Consider the following 14,422-nt stretch of genomic DNA (forward strand, 5'->3'; position numbering starts at 1 on the left):
GAAGGACGAGGGGGCGAAGCCATAGATGGATGAACACAAGGGGACTACCCGGCGCATCGGCGCCGGGCGGCGGCTGCTGAGCAACCCGCGTCAGGCCGGTGCGGCGGTGCGCGCGGGCTTTCAGTCGCTGCCCGCGGTGACGATCTCCCATGTGTTCCGCCGCGTTCCTCCGGTCAGCTCGACCCCGAGCGTCGAGCCCGGGGCCGCGCGGCAGGCCGACGGGTCCCGCCCGTCGATAACCGGCGGGGCACCGTTCGCGGGCTACACGATCCTGCGGCAGCTGGGCGCCGGGGGCATGGCCGAGGTGTATCTGGCACTGCACCCCCGGTTGCCGCGTCGCGACGTGATCAAGGTGCTGGCGGAGGCGGTCACGGCCGATCCCGAATTCCGCGAAAGGTTCAACCGCGAGGCCGACCTCGCCGCGACGCTGTGGCATCCCCACATCGTCGGCGTGCACGACCGCGGCGAATTCAACGGCCACCTCTGGATTTCCATGGACTACGTCGAGGGCACCGACGCCTCCCGGCTGGTGAAAGAGCGCTATCACGACGGGATGCCGATCCGGGAGGTGTGCGGCATCGTCCAGGCCGTCGCGGGCGCCCTCGACTACGCCCACGACCGCGGGCTGCTGCACCGCGACGTCAAACCGGCCAACATCCTGCTCACCCATCCGGAAGGCGGGGAACGCCGAATCCTGTTGGCGGACTTCGGTGTCGCGCGTCACCTGGGCGACATCAGCGGGATCACCGAGACCAATGTCGCGGTGGGGACGGTGGCCTATGCCGCCCCAGAACAGTTGACGGGATCCAACATCGACGGGCGGGCGGACCAATACGCCTTGGCCGCAACGGCTTTCCATCTACTCACCGGCACGCCGCCGTTTCAGCACTCGAATCCGATCGCGGTGATCAGCCAGCACCTGCACGAGGAGCCGCCCCGGCTCAGCGATTACCGCCCGGAGCTGGCGCATCTCGATGAGGTGTTCCGCCGGGCCCTGGCCAAGCGGCCAGGGGACAGGTTCGAGCGGTGCCGCGCGTTTGCCGCCGCCGTCAGCGAGCGGTCTGACGACGTCGCCGAAGCCGGTCCCCGAACCGCGGCGTTGACGGCCGGGCAGCGCGGCCCGCGCGCCGTCGCGGCGGCGATGAACCACCGGTTCTCCGCACGGGCGCGGTGGGCGGTCGGGCTGGTGTGCGCGATGCTCATCGCCGTGGCAGCCACCTGGTCGGTGCTGTACTCGTTCGAGCCCGATACCCCGCCGGCCAACCCGGCCCTCGCGTCGAAGCCGTCCGTCCCCGCGCCGAGTGCCGCGCCGGCCGGCCCCGGCGGACCGGTGCTCAACGGGAGCTACAAACTGGACTACGACCAGAGCAAGCGGACCACCAACGGCGTCGCCATCCGCCACGACGGCCCCGCCACCGGCTGGTGGGCCTTCCGTTCGGCGTGCACCGCCAGCGGATGCGCGGCCACCGGGACCCGGCTGGACAACGCCACCCACCAAACGGCCGACGGGGGCAAGACGGACACGCTGCACTTCGTCGGCGGCTACTGGCAGGGCGCCCCCCAGCAGGACCGGCTGAGCTGCACCCAACCCAACAGCCAGATCGGGGCCACCCAGCAGGAGACCCTGGCCTGGTCGCTGGCGCCCCAGGCCGACGGCACCCTGCGCGGCACCGTGACCGAGACCGTGCTCAGCAACGAATGCGGCGCCCAGGGCGCGGTGGTGCGGGTGCCGGTGGTGGCGACCCGGGTCGGCGACGTGCCGGCCGGCGTGAACCTGAGCGACCCCGCCCAGGCCATCAGCACCTCGACGGCCGCGTCGGCCCCGGCGCCGCCAGTGCTCGGCGGGTTGTGCGGCGACACCGGCAAGCTGGCCTACGACCCCACCAACAGCGAGCAGATCGTCTGCGAGGGCAACAGCTGGGCCAAGGCGCCGATCACCATGGGCGTGCACGCCTCCGGCAGCTCGTGCGACCGTCCCGGCACTTCGGTGTTCGCGATGACCACCTCTAACGACGGCTATCTGCTGCAGTGCGACCCCGTCACCCGGACCTGGACGCGTCCCGCGGGATAGCGGCTGTCGGAACCAATAGGCGCTTCTCGGATTTGATATCGCCCGCGCTATCGAGTTCGGGAATCGTCTTGTCCTTCCAACTCGGTGACCCATGTGACGGATGTGGCTGCGCTCGCCCGGCACGGGACACTTGTCGGTGGACGGTTCTACCCTGGTGGCATGGCTTTCGCCACGGAACATCCGGTACTCGCCCATTCGGAATACCGCGCGGTCGACGAGGTCGTGCGCGTCGGCGGCCACTTCGAGGTGGTCAGCCCGCACGCGCCCGCCGGCGACCAGCCGGCCGCCATCGACGAGCTGGAACGCCGCATCAGGGCGGGGGAGCGCGACGTTGTGCTGCTCGGCGCCACCGGCACGGGGAAGTCGGCCACCACCGCGTGGCTCATCGAGCGGCTGCAGCGGCCCACGCTGGTCATGGCGCCGAACAAGACGCTGGCCGCCCAGCTGGCCAATGAACTGCGAGAGATGTTGCCGCACAACGCGGTTGAGTACTTCGTCTCGTACTACGACTACTACCAGCCCGAGGCGTACATCGCGCAGACCGACACCTACATCGAAAAGGACAGCTCGATCAACGACGACGTGGAGCGGCTGAGGCATTCCGCGACGTCGTCGCTGCTGTCGCGGCGCGACGTCGTCGTGGTGGCCTCGGTGTCGTGCATCTACGGCCTGGGCACGCCCCAGTCGTATCTGGACCGCTCCGTGGAACTGCGCGTGGGCACCGAGGTGCCCCGCGACGCGCTGCTGCGGTTGCTGGTCGACGTGCAGTACACCCGCAACGACCTGTCCTTCACCCGCGGCTCGTTCCGGGTGCGCGGCGACACCGTCGAGATCATCCCGTCCTACGAGGAGCTGGCGGTGCGCATCGAGTTCTTCGGAGACGAGGTCGAGGCGCTGTACTACCTGCACCCGCTGACCGGCGACGTGATCCGGCAGGTCGACTCGCTGCGGATCTTCCCGGCGACGCACTACGTCGCCGGGCCGGAGCGGATGGCCCACGCGATCTCCACGATCGAGGAGGAGCTGGCCGCGCGGCTTGCCGAGCTGGAGGGCCAGGGCAAGCTGCTGGAGGCGCAGCGCCTGCGGATGCGCACCAACTACGACATCGAGATGATGCGTCAGGTCGGCTTCTGCTCGGGCATCGAGAACTACTCGCGGCACATCGACGGCCGCGGACCGGGCTCGCCGCCGGCGACCCTGCTGGACTACTTCCCGGACGACTTCCTGCTCGTCATCGACGAGTCGCACGTCACGGTGCCGCAGATCGGCGGCATGTACGAGGGCGACATGTCCCGCAAGCGCAACCTGGTCGAATACGGCTTCCGGCTGCCGTCGGCGTGCGATAACCGGCCGCTGACGTGGGAGGAGTTCGCCGACCGGATCGGGCAGACGGTGTACCTGTCGGCCACCCCCGGCCCCTACGAACTCAGCCAGGCCGGCGGCGAGTTCGTCGAGCAGGTGATCCGGCCGACCGGATTGGTGGACCCGAAGGTGGTGGTCAAGCCGACCAAGGGCCAGATCGACGACCTGATCGGGGAGATCCGCAAGCGCACCGAGGCCGACGAGCGGGTGCTGGTCACGACGCTGACCAAGAAGATGGCCGAAGACCTGACCGACTACCTGCTGGAGATGGGCATCCGGGTGCGCTACCTGCACTCCGAGGTCGACACCCTGCGCCGGGTGGAACTCCTGCGCCAGCTGCGGCTGGGCGACTACGACGTCCTCGTCGGCATCAACCTGCTCCGCGAGGGTCTGGACCTCCCCGAGGTGTCACTGGTGGCGATCCTGGACGCCGACAAGGAAGGCTTCCTGCGGTCCTCGCGCAGCCTGATCCAGACCATCGGCCGGGCCGCCCGCAACGTCTCCGGCGAAGTGCACATGTACGCGGACTCCATCACGGACTCGATGAAGGAGGCGATCGACGAGACCGAACGGCGGCGGGCCAAGCAGATCGCCTACAACGAGGCCCACGGCATCGACCCGCAGCCGCTGCGCAAGAAGATCGCCGACATCCTCGACCAGGTCTATCGCGAGGCCGCTGATACTGGGGCCACCGAGGTGGGGATCGGCGGCTCCGGACGCAACTCCTCCCGGGGACGGCGCGCCCAGGGCGAGCCGGGCCGCGCCGTCAGCGCCGGCGTGTTCGAGGGCCGCGACACGACCAGCATGCCGCGCGCCGAACTGGCCGACCTGATCAAGGACCTCACCGAGCAGATGATGGCCGCCGCGCGGGACTTGCAGTTCGAGCTGGCCGCGCGCTTCCGCGACGAGATCGCCGACCTCAAGAAGGAACTGCGGGGGATGGACGCCGCCGGCCTGAAATGAGTTTGCTGGCAGCGGATCTCGGATCGTCACTCTCGCGACACCCCATACGGTAGAGGGGTGACCGACACCGCGACCGTCACCGGCGGCTGGGATCAGCTGCTGGGAGCCAGGTACCTGAGGACTTCCATCCTGCTGGCCGGCGGAGTGGCCCTGTACGCCACCAACGAGTTCCTGACCACCAGCTTGTTGCCGAACACCATCGCCGAAATCGGCGGCAGCCGGCTGTACGCCTGGGTGACGACTTTGTACCTGGTCGGGTCGGTGGTGGCCGCGGCGATGGTCAATCCGATGCTGCTGCGCGCGGGGGCGCGCTCGTCCTACCTGACCGGACTCGCCGTGTTCGGTGTCTCCAGCCTGGTTTGCGCGGCGGCGCCGAACATGCAGGTTTTGATAGCTGGGCGTGCCCTGCAGGGCGTGGCCGGTGGGCTGCTGGCCGGCCTCGGGTACGCCGTGATCAATTCCGCCCTGCCGCGCGTGCTGTGGACGCGTGGCTCGGCACTGGTGTCGGCGATGTGGGGCGTGGCGACGGTGGTCGGCCCCACGACGGGTGGCCTGTTCGCGCAGCTCGGCCTGTGGCGCTGGGCCTTCGTGGCGATGGCGGTGCTCACGGGCCTGATGGCCATGTTGGTGCCGGTCGCGCTGGCCCGCGTCGAGCCCAGCACCGCCATCCCGTCGAAGAAGGTGCCGGTGCGGTCGCTGCTGCTGATCGGTGCGGCGGCACTGGCGGTCAGCGTCGCCCAGATTCCACACAACACGCTGGCGACGTTCGCGTTGCTCGCCGCAGGCATCGCGCTGGTGGGGGTGTTCGTGGTCGTCGACTGGCGGACGCACGCGGCGATATTGCCGCCCAGCGTGTTCGGTCCGGGGCCGTTGAAGTGGATCTACCTGACCATGGGTGCGCTGATGGGCGCCGCGATGGTGAACACCTACGTGCCGCTGTTCGGGCAGCGGTTGGCGCACCTGACCCCGATCGCGGCCGGGTTCCTGGGAGCCGCGCTGGCGCTCGGCTGGACGGTGAGCGAGATCGTCAGCGCGTCGCTGGAGAGCCCGCGCTCGATCAGGCTGGTGATCGTGGCGGCGCCGATCGTCGCCGCCTCCGGCCTGGCCCTGGCCGCGGTGGCAAGGCGCGGCGACACGTCGCCCTGGACGGCCGCGCTGTGGGCCGTGGCGCTGCTGGTGGCCGGGACCGGGATCGGTATGGCCTGGCCGCATTTGTCGGCGCGCGCGATGGCCTCGGTCGACGATCCGGCCGAGGGCAGCGCCGCCTCCGCGGCCATCAACACCGTCCAGCTGATCTCCGCGGCGATCGCCGCCGGTTTGGCCGGGGTGGTGGTCAACACCGCCAAGGGCGGCGACGGGATGGCGGCGCACTGGCTGTTCACGGTTTTCACCGCGCTGAGCGCCGCCGGTGTGGCGGTCTCCTACCGCGCGACCCGCGGCGTGCGCGAGGCGCTGCCGATCGGCTAGCCCGCGCTGAGCTCAGTCGGGGTTGTCGGCGGTCTGCAAGACCGCGACCACCCCGTCGACGTCGCCGAAGACTTGTCGTGCGTTCGCGATCTTGGCGCCCGACAACGTCATCGTCACCCGGACCTCGCCGTCGTCGATGTCGTGGGCATCCGCGTCGAGCTCGGTGAGCTGCCAGTTGCGCTGCCCGCAGATCCGCAACACCTCCCGCAGCATGCCGCGGCCGTTTTCGTAGATGATCTGCACCCGCACCGTGCCGCGCAGCTGGGCGGTCAGGCGGCCCTCGACCGCCTTGAACACCAGCGCACTGACGAAGTGCAGGGCCACGACGGCGATGGCGAGCAGCAGCAAGCCGGCGCCCACCGCCATGCCGACCGCGGCCGACTCCCAGACCGCGGCCGCCGTCGTGAGCCCGTGCACCGCGCCGCGCCGGGTGATGATGATGCCCGCGCCCAAAAAGCCGATGCCGGAAACGATTTGGGCCGCGACGCGAGACGGGTCCAGCACGATCGTGCCGCTCGACAGGACGTCGGCGAAGCCGTACTTACTGACCAGCATGATCAGCGCCGCCGAGGTCCCGACGATCGTCTGGGTGCGCAATCCGGCGCTCTTGCCCTGGATGGTGCGTTCCAGGCCGATGAGCGTGGTCAACCCGAAGGCGACGAACAGTTCGACGAGGTGGCGGACACCTTGTACGTTGCCGCCCAGCAGCGGCGCGGCCAGCCAACTCTGCATACCCGTTCAACTACCCAACAATTGGCGGTTCACGCCGTCGGCAAAGCGGCAATCACCGCGTGGACTTCACCACCTGCGAGTAATGGAACTGCCAACGTTCGACAATGCGGAAACCGAGATAACTCGGGAACCGATAAGCCGGGGCGCGCCCGAATGCAGGTCCCGGCGGCAATGACGGTCCGGATTGATGATCGGGCAACGACGTTTCTTTATTGGTAATTGTCCAGATCGCGGGGCATTTGTTGATTTTGGCCGTCGTCAGCCACACGGCGACGTGTCCGTCCCATAGCGACCCCACCTTCGGCCCGTAGGCGCCGCGTTCGACATCGATGAGTGACCGGAACGCCGCGGGCCGGGTGGCCAGCAGGGCGCGGATCGGCCCGGGCCGCCACGGCACGGTGTTGTCCACCAGCAGGCAGTCACCGGGCGCGGCGTGGGAGCTGATCAGATCGGCCACCTGGCTGTAGTCCCAGCCCTCCTTGGCGTACGGCCAGCGCTGGATGAACAGGTAGTTCGGCACCGCGGCAACGGCGCAGGCCAGCACCACTCCGGCGATGGGCCAGGGTTTGCGGGCGATCGTGACGATGCAAAGGGCAAGGACCACGGCCATCGCGGGCGCGGTGAAGATCAGATAGCGCGGGTAGTAGATCGGCTCGCCGACGGCCGAATAGATGACCACGAGCGCGGTGGGGATGACCAGCCACGCGGAGCAGATGATCAGGAGCCGGCGCGTGTCGCCGGTGGGGGGCCGGACACCGGCCAGCCGGGCCGCGACCGCCGCCACGATGAGCACGGCGGACAGAATGGCGAACGGGACGCTGTGGTCGAAATACTGGCGCAGGATGATGTCGAACGCGTAATGCCAGCTGACCGGGTAAATCCAGTTGACCTGCCATACCTGCGCGTGGGCGAACACGATGAACGGCACCATGGCCGCGACCGCCACGGATGAGGTGATCGCCCACCGAATAACCGCGGATTTGCGCGCCTTCTCGGGCGTCAATAGCGGCACCATCACGGCGTAAACCGGTACCAACAGCACCATGTTCAGATTGAGCAGAATCGCGAGCATCAAGGCCAGCGCGTAGCCAACCCACAATCGAAGTCCGTTGCGCCGGGCGGCGGCGACGAGCAATACGGTCAGCCAGACCGCCGCCGCGGCCGCGAAGGCGTAGGGGCGCGCCTCCATGCCCGCCCAGGTGGTGCGCGGCAGGATGGCGAACATGACGCCGGCGCACACCGCGGCCGGACGTGTCGAAAACTGCCTGGTGAAGACGGTGACGCCCGCCGCGGCGGCGCCCACCGCCAGGGCGCTGGGCGCTCGCGACCAGAACTCAGTCGGCGGGAACAGCGCGAACCAACCGTGCATCAGCAGGTAATACAGCCCGTGCACGGCATCGATGTGGCCCAGCAGCCGCCACAGCTCCGCCAGCGTCCGGCTCCCGGCGGCCGAGATCGTCGCCCCCTCGTCGAACCACAGGGAGGGCCTACACGCCCACGCGCCGCTGACCACGGCCGCGAACACGGCGATCGCCCACGGGTCGAGCAACCGCCCCGGCGAACGCGCCGGCGCGGTTTCTGCGACTCGGTCCGCGACGCGCTGCTCGACGGTGGGCATGGACATGATGCTTGTCACTGTAAAGCGCAATCGCGGGGCCGGCTCACAAATCGCGCCCCGCACATTAGCCCCAGGCGTCCGCATTCCGCGAAAAGCTGCGTTATGCAACGCTTTCCGCGTAGGGCCTGAGCATTTGATTGTTTTGCCATCGGCGATATTGTCCGCCCGCGCAGCGCAGCCCCGCAAATTATCGACACGCCGCGCCACGCGGTGTCGCTAATCTGTTCCCTCTGCAACGGGCAAACGCGATAGTGTCTTGGGTTGGCTGACCAACCGAAACTGGGAGGGTTAATGGGCGCCTATCAGACTGTAGTGGTGGGAACCGACGGCTCGGACTCGTCAATGCGTGCGGTGGACAAGGCGGCGCAGATCGCCGGGCCGGACGCCAGGCTGATCGTCGCATCGGCGTACCTGCCCCAGCATGAGGACACCCGGGCCGCCGACGCGCTGCGCAACGAAAGCTACAAGGTGTCCGGCACCGCGCCGATCTACGCGATCCTGCAGGACGCGAAGGAGCGGGCGCACAAGGCCGGGGCCAAGAACGTCGAGGAGCGCCCGATCGAAGGCGCCCCGGTCGACGCGCTGGTCAAGCTGGCCGAGGACGAGAAGGCCGACCTGCTGGTGGTCGGAAACGTCGGACTCAGCACAATCGCGGGCCGGCTGCTCGGATCGGTGCCGGCCAACGTGTCGCGGCGCGCCAAGGTGGACGTGCTGATCGTCCACACCACGTCGTAGCGGGGGCCTACCAGCCCCGCTCGCGCCATTCGCCCAGGTGAGGGCGCTCGGCGCCGAGCACCGTGTCGTCGCCGTGGCCGGGGTAGATGACGGTGGAGTCGTCGCACACGTCGAACACCCGGGTGGTGACGTCGTCCAGTAGCTGCGCGAAATCGCCGGGCTGCCATGTCTTGCCGACGCCGCCCGGGAAGAGGCAGTCGCCGGTGAACAGCTGGGTGACCCCGCCCGTGGCGGGCCCGTCGAGGGCAAGCGCGATCGAGCCGGGCGTGTGCCCGCGCAGGTGGATGACCTCGAACTGCAGCTCGCCGATCCGCACGGTGTCGCCGCCCGCCAGCAAACGGTCCGGTTTGACCGGCAACGCCGCGGCGTCGATCTCGTTGGCGGCGGTCGGCGCCCCGGTGGCCGCGGCCACGGCCTCCAGCGCCTGCCAGTGGTCGAAGTGCTGATGGCTGGTCACGATCAGCGACACCTTGGGTGCGTTCCGCCGGATCAAGCCGATCAGGACGTCCGCGTCATTGGCGGCGTCGATCAACAACGTCTCCCCGGTCTCCGAACACGTCACCAGATACGCATTGTTGTCCATAGGGCCCACCGACACCTTTAGGATCGTGGCGCCGGGTAGGGTCCGGCGGGCCGCAGTACCAGGGTCGACGTGTCCGGTGTAGTTGTCGCTCACCTTGTCGGGGGCAGTCATAGCGGCCACGTTACTGGTCAAACGTTTCTTGTCGGTACGGGCACATAGCATGGAATGCGCCGTGCGCATTACCGGCCGCAGAACGTAAAAGATCCACTGAGAGAGGGCAGCGTGGCTGACCGCCTGATCGTCAAGGGCGCCCGCGAACACAACCTGCGGGGCGTCGACCTCGACCTACCGCGCGACGCGCTGATCGTCTTCACCGGGCTGTCGGGGTCGGGCAAATCGTCGCTGGCTTTCGACACGATTTTCGCCGAGGGCCAGCGCCGGTACGTCGAGTCGCTGTCCGCGTATGCCCGCCAGTTCCTGGGCCAGATGGACAAGCCGGACGTCGACTTCATCGAGGGTCTGTCCCCGGCGGTGTCGATCGACCAGAAGTCGACCAACCGCAACCCGAGATCGACCGTCGGGACGATCACCGAGGTGTACGACTACCTGCGGCTGCTCTACGCGCGCGCCGGCACGCCGCACTGCCCGGTGTGCGGCGAGCGGATTGCCCGCCAGACTCCCCAGCAAATCGTCGACCAGGTCCTGGCGATGCCGGAGGGCACCCGCTTCCTGGTGCTCGCGCCGGTGGTGCGCACCCGCAAGGGCGAGTTCGCCGACCTGTTCGAGAAGCTGAACGCGCAGGGCTACAGCCGGGTCCGGGTCGACGGCGTGGTGCACTCGCTGACCGACCCGCCCAAGCTGAAGAAGCAGGAGAAGCACGACATCGAGGTGGTGGTGGACCGCCTCACCGTCAAGGCGAGCGCCAAGCAGCGGCTCACCGATTCCGTGGAGACCGCGCTGAACCTGGCCGACGGCATCGTCGTGCTGGAGTTCGTCGATCACGAGCACGACGCGCACAACCGCGAGCAGCGGTTCTCCGAGAAGCTGGCGTGTCCCAACGGGCACGCGCTGGCGGTCGACGACCTGGAGCCGCGATCGTTCTCCTTCAACTCGCCGTACGGCGCCTGCCCCGAGTGCACCGGCCTGGGCATCCGCAAGGAGGTCGACCCCGACCTGGTGGTGCCCGATCCCGAACGCACCTTGGCGGAGGGTGCGGTGGCCCCTTGGTCGACGGGCCACACCGCGGAGTACTTCACCCGGATGATGGCCGGGCTCGGCGACGAGATGGGCTTCGACGTCGACACGCCGTGGCGCAAGCTGCCGGCCAAGGCGCGCAAGGCGATTCTCGAGGGCTCGGATCACCAGGTGCATGTGCGCTACCGCAACCGGTACGGCCGAACCCGTTCGTACTATGCCGATTTCGAGGGTGTGCTGGCGTTCCTGCAGCGCAAGATGGCGCAGACCGAATCCGAGCAGATGAAGGAACGCTACGAGGGCTTCATGCGCGACGTGCCCTGCCCGGAGTGCGAGGGCACCCGGCTGAAGCCGGAGATCCTGGCGGTGACACTCAGCGCGGGGGACCGGGGCGCCAAGTCCATCGCCGAGGTCTCCGAGCTGTCGATCTCGGACTGCTCGGACTTCCTGAACGCGCTCACCCTGGGGCACCGGGAGCAGGCCATCGCCGGGCAGGTGCTCAAGGAGATCCAGTCTCGGCTCGGCTTTCTGCTCGACGTGGGGCTGGACTACCTGTCGCTGTCGCGCGCGGCGGCCACGCTGTCCGGCGGTGAGGCGCAACGCATCCGGTTGGCGACCCAGATCGGGTCCGGGCTGGTGGGCGTGCTCTACGTGCTCGACGAGCCGTCGATCGGGCTGCACCAGCGCGACAACCGTCGCCTCATCGAAACCCTCACACGGCTAAGGGATTTGGGCAATACGCTGATCGTCGTCGAGCACGACGAGGACACCATCGCCCACGCGGACTGGATCGTCGACATCGGGCCCCGGGCCGGCGAGCACGGCGGGCAGATCGTGCACAGCGGGACGTACGCCGAGCTGCTGGCCAACGACGACTCGATCACCGGCGCCTTCCTGTCGGGGAAGGAGGCCATCGAGATGCCGGCGATCCGGCGTGCGATAGACCGCAAGCGTCAGCTCACCGTCGTCGGCGCCCGCGAGCACAACCTGCGCGGCATCGACGTCTCGTTCCCGCTCGGCGTGCTGACCTCGGTGACCGGCGTGTCCGGCTCCGGAAAGTCGACACTCGTCAACGACATCCTGGCCACGGTGCTCGCCAACCGGCTGAACGGCGCCCGGCTCGTCCCTGGCCGGCACACCCGGGTGACGGGCCTGGACCACCTGGACAAGCTGGTGCGCGTCGACCAGTCGCCGATCGGGCGCACACCGCGGTCCAACCCGGCCACCTACACCGGCGTGTTCGACAAGATCCGCACCCTGTTCGCGGCCACCACCGAGGCCAAAGTCCGCGGCTACCAACCGGGCCGGTTCTCGTTCAACGTCAAGGGCGGCCGCTGCGAGGCGTGCACGGGCGACGGCACCATCAAGATCGAGATGAACTTCCTGCCGGATGTGTACGTGCCCTGCGAGGTCTGCCACGGCGCGCGCTACAACCGCGAAACCCTGGAAGTGCACTACAAGGGCAAGACCATCTCCGAGGTGCTGGACATGTCGATCGAGGAGGCGGCGGAGTTCTTCGAGCCGATCACCGGCATCCACCGGTACCTGCGCACGCTCGTCGACGTCGGCCTGGGCTATGTCCGGCTGGGCCAGCCCGCCCCGACGCTGTCCGGCGGTGAGGCGCAGCGCGTCAAGCTGGCCGCCGAACTGCAGAAGCGTTCGACGGGGCGCACCGTCTACATCCTCGACGAGCCCACCACCGGGCTGCATTTCGACGACATCCGCAAGCTGCTCACCGTGATCAACGGGCTGGTGGACAAGGGCAACACGGTCATCCTCATCGAGCACAACCTGGACGTCATCAAGACGTCGGACTGGATCGTCGACATGGGGCCCGAGGGTGGCGCCGAGGGCGGAACCGTTGTGGCCGAAGGCACCCCGGAGGACATCGCCGCCGTGCCGGAAAGCTACACCGGTAAGTTCCTCGCGGAGGTGATCGGCCGCGCCGCCCCGCCGCAGCGGCCGAAGCGGCGACGCAAAGCCACCGCCTGATTCTCAGCCGGGGATCTTGGTCGCCATCTGGTTGGCGATCAACCTCGCCTGGTTTATGACTCCGAGCCCGCACACGTCCACGTCGAAAACCACGTTGGACGCTGCCTCGAGGACGTGCTGGCACACCACCAGGCTGTTGGCCAACGTGTGCTGCAGGGCGATGTTGGGCGGATTGCCGCTGATCTGCCCGAAGGTCCATTGGAGTGACCCTTTCTCGCCGAGCTGGGTCACGGTCTTCCCGCCGCAGTCCCGCCATTGCGGCCATTGGTTGTTCACGAACCCCCGGGCCTGGTCGGCGGACGCGAAGATCACCGCCCCCTGGACCACGACGTTGGGAGGGTCGCTTTGCGGTTTCTTCATCACCTGGGCGAGCATCGCGGTGTAGCCGCTGCTCTTGTACGTCCGGGTTTGGAGACCGATGAACGCCCCGGTGCACTTGTCGTCGGACACGGTGCTGGTCGGGTCGGGGTCCGTCATCTCGCGCGTGCTGCCCTCGACGATGATCCCGGTGGTGCCGACCAGGGCGTTGATCTGGTCGACCGGAAGCAGGAGCGAATCCAGTTGTGCGGGACCCACTGTGGGGGCCGCGCTGCTGGTCGCCGCACTCGTGGTGGAGGGAGCCGCGGTGGTCGTCGTTGGGGAGGCGTCCGGCGGGGGATCACCGGACTTGCCGACCGCCAACCACACCCCGGTGCCCGCGATGACCGCGACGACGAGCGCGAGCGCGCCGATGACCAGCCCCAGCCTGCGCCGAGGGGGTGCGGGCGGCGCCCACGGCCCGCCGGGCGGGGCCGTGAACCACGCCGGAGGCGGCGGCGCGGGCTGGGCGGCAAACGGCTCAATGCGCGGCGGCGGCGCGAAATGCCGGCTGTGCTGGATCAGCTCGGTCGCCTCGCGTTGGTCCGGCGTGCTCAGCGCGTGCAGGGCCGCCTTCGCCAGATCACCCGCTGTCGGGTAGCGGTCGTTCGGGTCTTTGGCCATCCCGCGGGCGACGACCTCGTCGAACGCCGCCGGGACGGCGGGATTGCGTTGGCTGGGGCGCGGGATCGGCTCCACCAGGTGTGCGGCCATCAGGCTGCTGAGGCTGGTGGCCTGGAAAGGTGTTGTCCCCGTGAGGCATTCGAAAAGCAGGCAGGCGAGAGCGTAGATGTCGACGCGGTAGGTCGGGTCGTCGTTGCCGAATCGCTCGGGGGCCATGTAGTTCCAGCTGCCAATGGCGGCACCGGTTTTCGTCATCCTGGTCGCCCGCTGATCGGTGGCCGCCGCGGCGATGCCGAAGTCGACCAGGTAGGCGAAGTCGCCCTCGGTGAGCAGGATGTTCTCGGGTTTTATGTCGCGATGAATGACCCCGGCGCGGTGCGCGGCATCGAGCGCGGAGGCGACCTGTTCGACGATCGCGACCGCGCGCGGTGGTGGTAGCGGCCCGGTGCGGCTCAGCTCCGTGCCCACGTGACGCCCTTCGATCAGGCGCATGTCGATGAACACTTGACCGTCGAGCTCCCCGAAGTCGTGAATCGGCACGATATGGGGTTCCTGCAGCCGGCCGGCGGTCCGCGCCTCGCGCTGCATGCGCCGGCGAAACACGTCGTCGGAGCTGACTTCCTCGGAGACCAGCTTGAGCGCGACCACGCGGTCCTTGACGGTGTCGTAGGCCTCGTAAACCTCGCCCATCCCGCCGCGGCCCAGCAGGCGGCGCAGCTGGTACGGCCCGAACCGGCTCCCGATCCGCGAACCGGGCTGCGTTTCACTCATCGACGTCCCCCCG

9 protein-coding genes are annotated in these 14,422 nt (G+C 68.6%); 5 read left to right on the forward strand and 4 right to left on the reverse strand.

Annotated elements, in window-relative coordinates; translation table 11 throughout:
- The first annotated feature begins 25 nt into the window (after nt 1–25).
- From A5697_RS14470 to A5697_RS14480, 3 genes are all read left to right on the forward strand, one after another.
- Entirely contained in the window at nt 26–2,071 is a 2,046-nt protein-coding gene (locus tag A5697_RS14470) for a serine/threonine-protein kinase (RefSeq protein ID WP_068011099.1), read from the forward strand.
- 159 nt (nt 2,072–2,230) lie between these two features.
- Nucleotides 2,231–4,396, forward strand: a complete 2,166-nt coding sequence (uvrB, locus tag A5697_RS14475; protein WP_068011100.1) for an excinuclease ABC subunit UvrB — start codon at nt 2,231–2,233, stop codon at nt 4,394–4,396.
- 57 nt (nt 4,397–4,453) lie between these two features.
- Nucleotides 4,454–5,863: an MFS transporter gene (locus A5697_RS14480; protein WP_068011101.1), complete on the forward strand. Its 1,410-nt coding sequence runs from the start codon at nt 4,454–4,456 to the stop codon at nt 5,861–5,863.
- Nucleotides 5,864–5,875: 12 nt separating this feature from the next.
- Here A5697_RS14480 and A5697_RS14485 read toward each other — a convergent pair whose 3' ends face one another.
- Nucleotides 5,876–6,595, reverse strand: a complete 720-nt coding sequence (locus tag A5697_RS14485; RefSeq protein ID WP_068011102.1) for an MgtC/SapB family protein — start codon at nt 6,593–6,595, stop codon at nt 5,876–5,878.
- 52 nt (nt 6,596–6,647) lie between these two features.
- Nucleotides 6,648–8,219 (reverse strand): glycosyltransferase family 39 protein, encoded by a 1,572-nt coding sequence (locus tag A5697_RS14490; protein WP_068011103.1) that lies wholly within the window; start codon nt 8,217–8,219, stop codon nt 6,648–6,650.
- Between the two features lie 285 nt (nt 8,220–8,504).
- Between A5697_RS14490 and A5697_RS14495 the strand changes: the two genes are divergently transcribed.
- Nucleotides 8,505–8,948, forward strand: a complete 444-nt coding sequence (locus A5697_RS14495) for a universal stress protein (RefSeq protein WP_067951216.1) — start codon at nt 8,505–8,507, stop codon at nt 8,946–8,948.
- A gap of 7 nt (nt 8,949–8,955) precedes the next feature.
- Here the strand turns inward: A5697_RS14495 and A5697_RS14500 are convergent, their stop codons facing one another.
- The gene (locus A5697_RS14500; RefSeq protein ID WP_068011107.1) at nt 8,956–9,642 is read right to left on the reverse strand and encodes an MBL fold metallo-hydrolase; all 687 of its coding nucleotides are present in this window, start codon (nt 9,640–9,642) and stop codon (nt 8,956–8,958) included.
- A 111-nt stretch (nt 9,643–9,753) separates the two neighbouring features.
- Between A5697_RS14500 and uvrA the strand changes: the two genes are divergently transcribed.
- Nucleotides 9,754–12,657: an excinuclease ABC subunit UvrA gene (gene uvrA / locus A5697_RS14505; protein WP_068011156.1), complete on the forward strand. Its 2,904-nt coding sequence runs from the start codon at nt 9,754–9,756 to the stop codon at nt 12,655–12,657.
- A 3-nt stretch (nt 12,658–12,660) separates the two neighbouring features.
- Here uvrA and A5697_RS14510 read toward each other — a convergent pair whose 3' ends face one another.
- Nucleotides 12,661–14,409, reverse strand: coding sequence for a serine/threonine-protein kinase PknH/PknJ (locus A5697_RS14510; protein ID WP_068011109.1), 1,749 nt, complete (start codon nt 14,407–14,409; stop codon nt 12,661–12,663).
- Between the last annotated feature and the right edge of the window lie 13 nt (nt 14,410–14,422).

Source organism: Mycobacterium sp. E3251 (genome assembly GCF_001666835.1).
Lineage (GTDB): Bacteria > Actinomycetota > Actinomycetes > Mycobacteriales > Mycobacteriaceae > Mycobacterium.

What these genes read in the sequence shown, in the direction of transcription:
- A5697_RS14490 (WP_068011103.1), bottom strand. Translation starts at nt 8,219, where the DNA reads ATGTCCATGCCCACCGTCGAGCAGCGCGTCGCGGACCGAGTCGCAGAA.
- A5697_RS14470 (WP_068011099.1), top strand. Translation starts at nt 26, where the DNA reads ATGGATGAACACAAGGGGACTACCCGGCGCATCGGCGCCGGGCGGCGG.
- A5697_RS14500 (WP_068011107.1), bottom strand. Translation starts at nt 9,642, where the DNA reads ATGACTGCCCCCGACAAGGTGAGCGACAACTACACCGGACACGTCGAC.
- A5697_RS14510 (WP_068011109.1), bottom strand. Translation starts at nt 14,409, where the DNA reads ATGAGTGAAACGCAGCCCGGTTCGCGGATCGGGAGCCGGTTCGGGCCG.
- A5697_RS14495 (WP_067951216.1), top strand. Translation starts at nt 8,505, where the DNA reads ATGGGCGCCTATCAGACTGTAGTGGTGGGAACCGACGGCTCGGACTCG.
- uvrB (WP_068011100.1), top strand. Translation starts at nt 2,231, where the DNA reads ATGGCTTTCGCCACGGAACATCCGGTACTCGCCCATTCGGAATACCGC.
- A5697_RS14485 (WP_068011102.1), bottom strand. Translation starts at nt 6,595, where the DNA reads ATGCAGAGTTGGCTGGCCGCGCCGCTGCTGGGCGGCAACGTACAAGGT.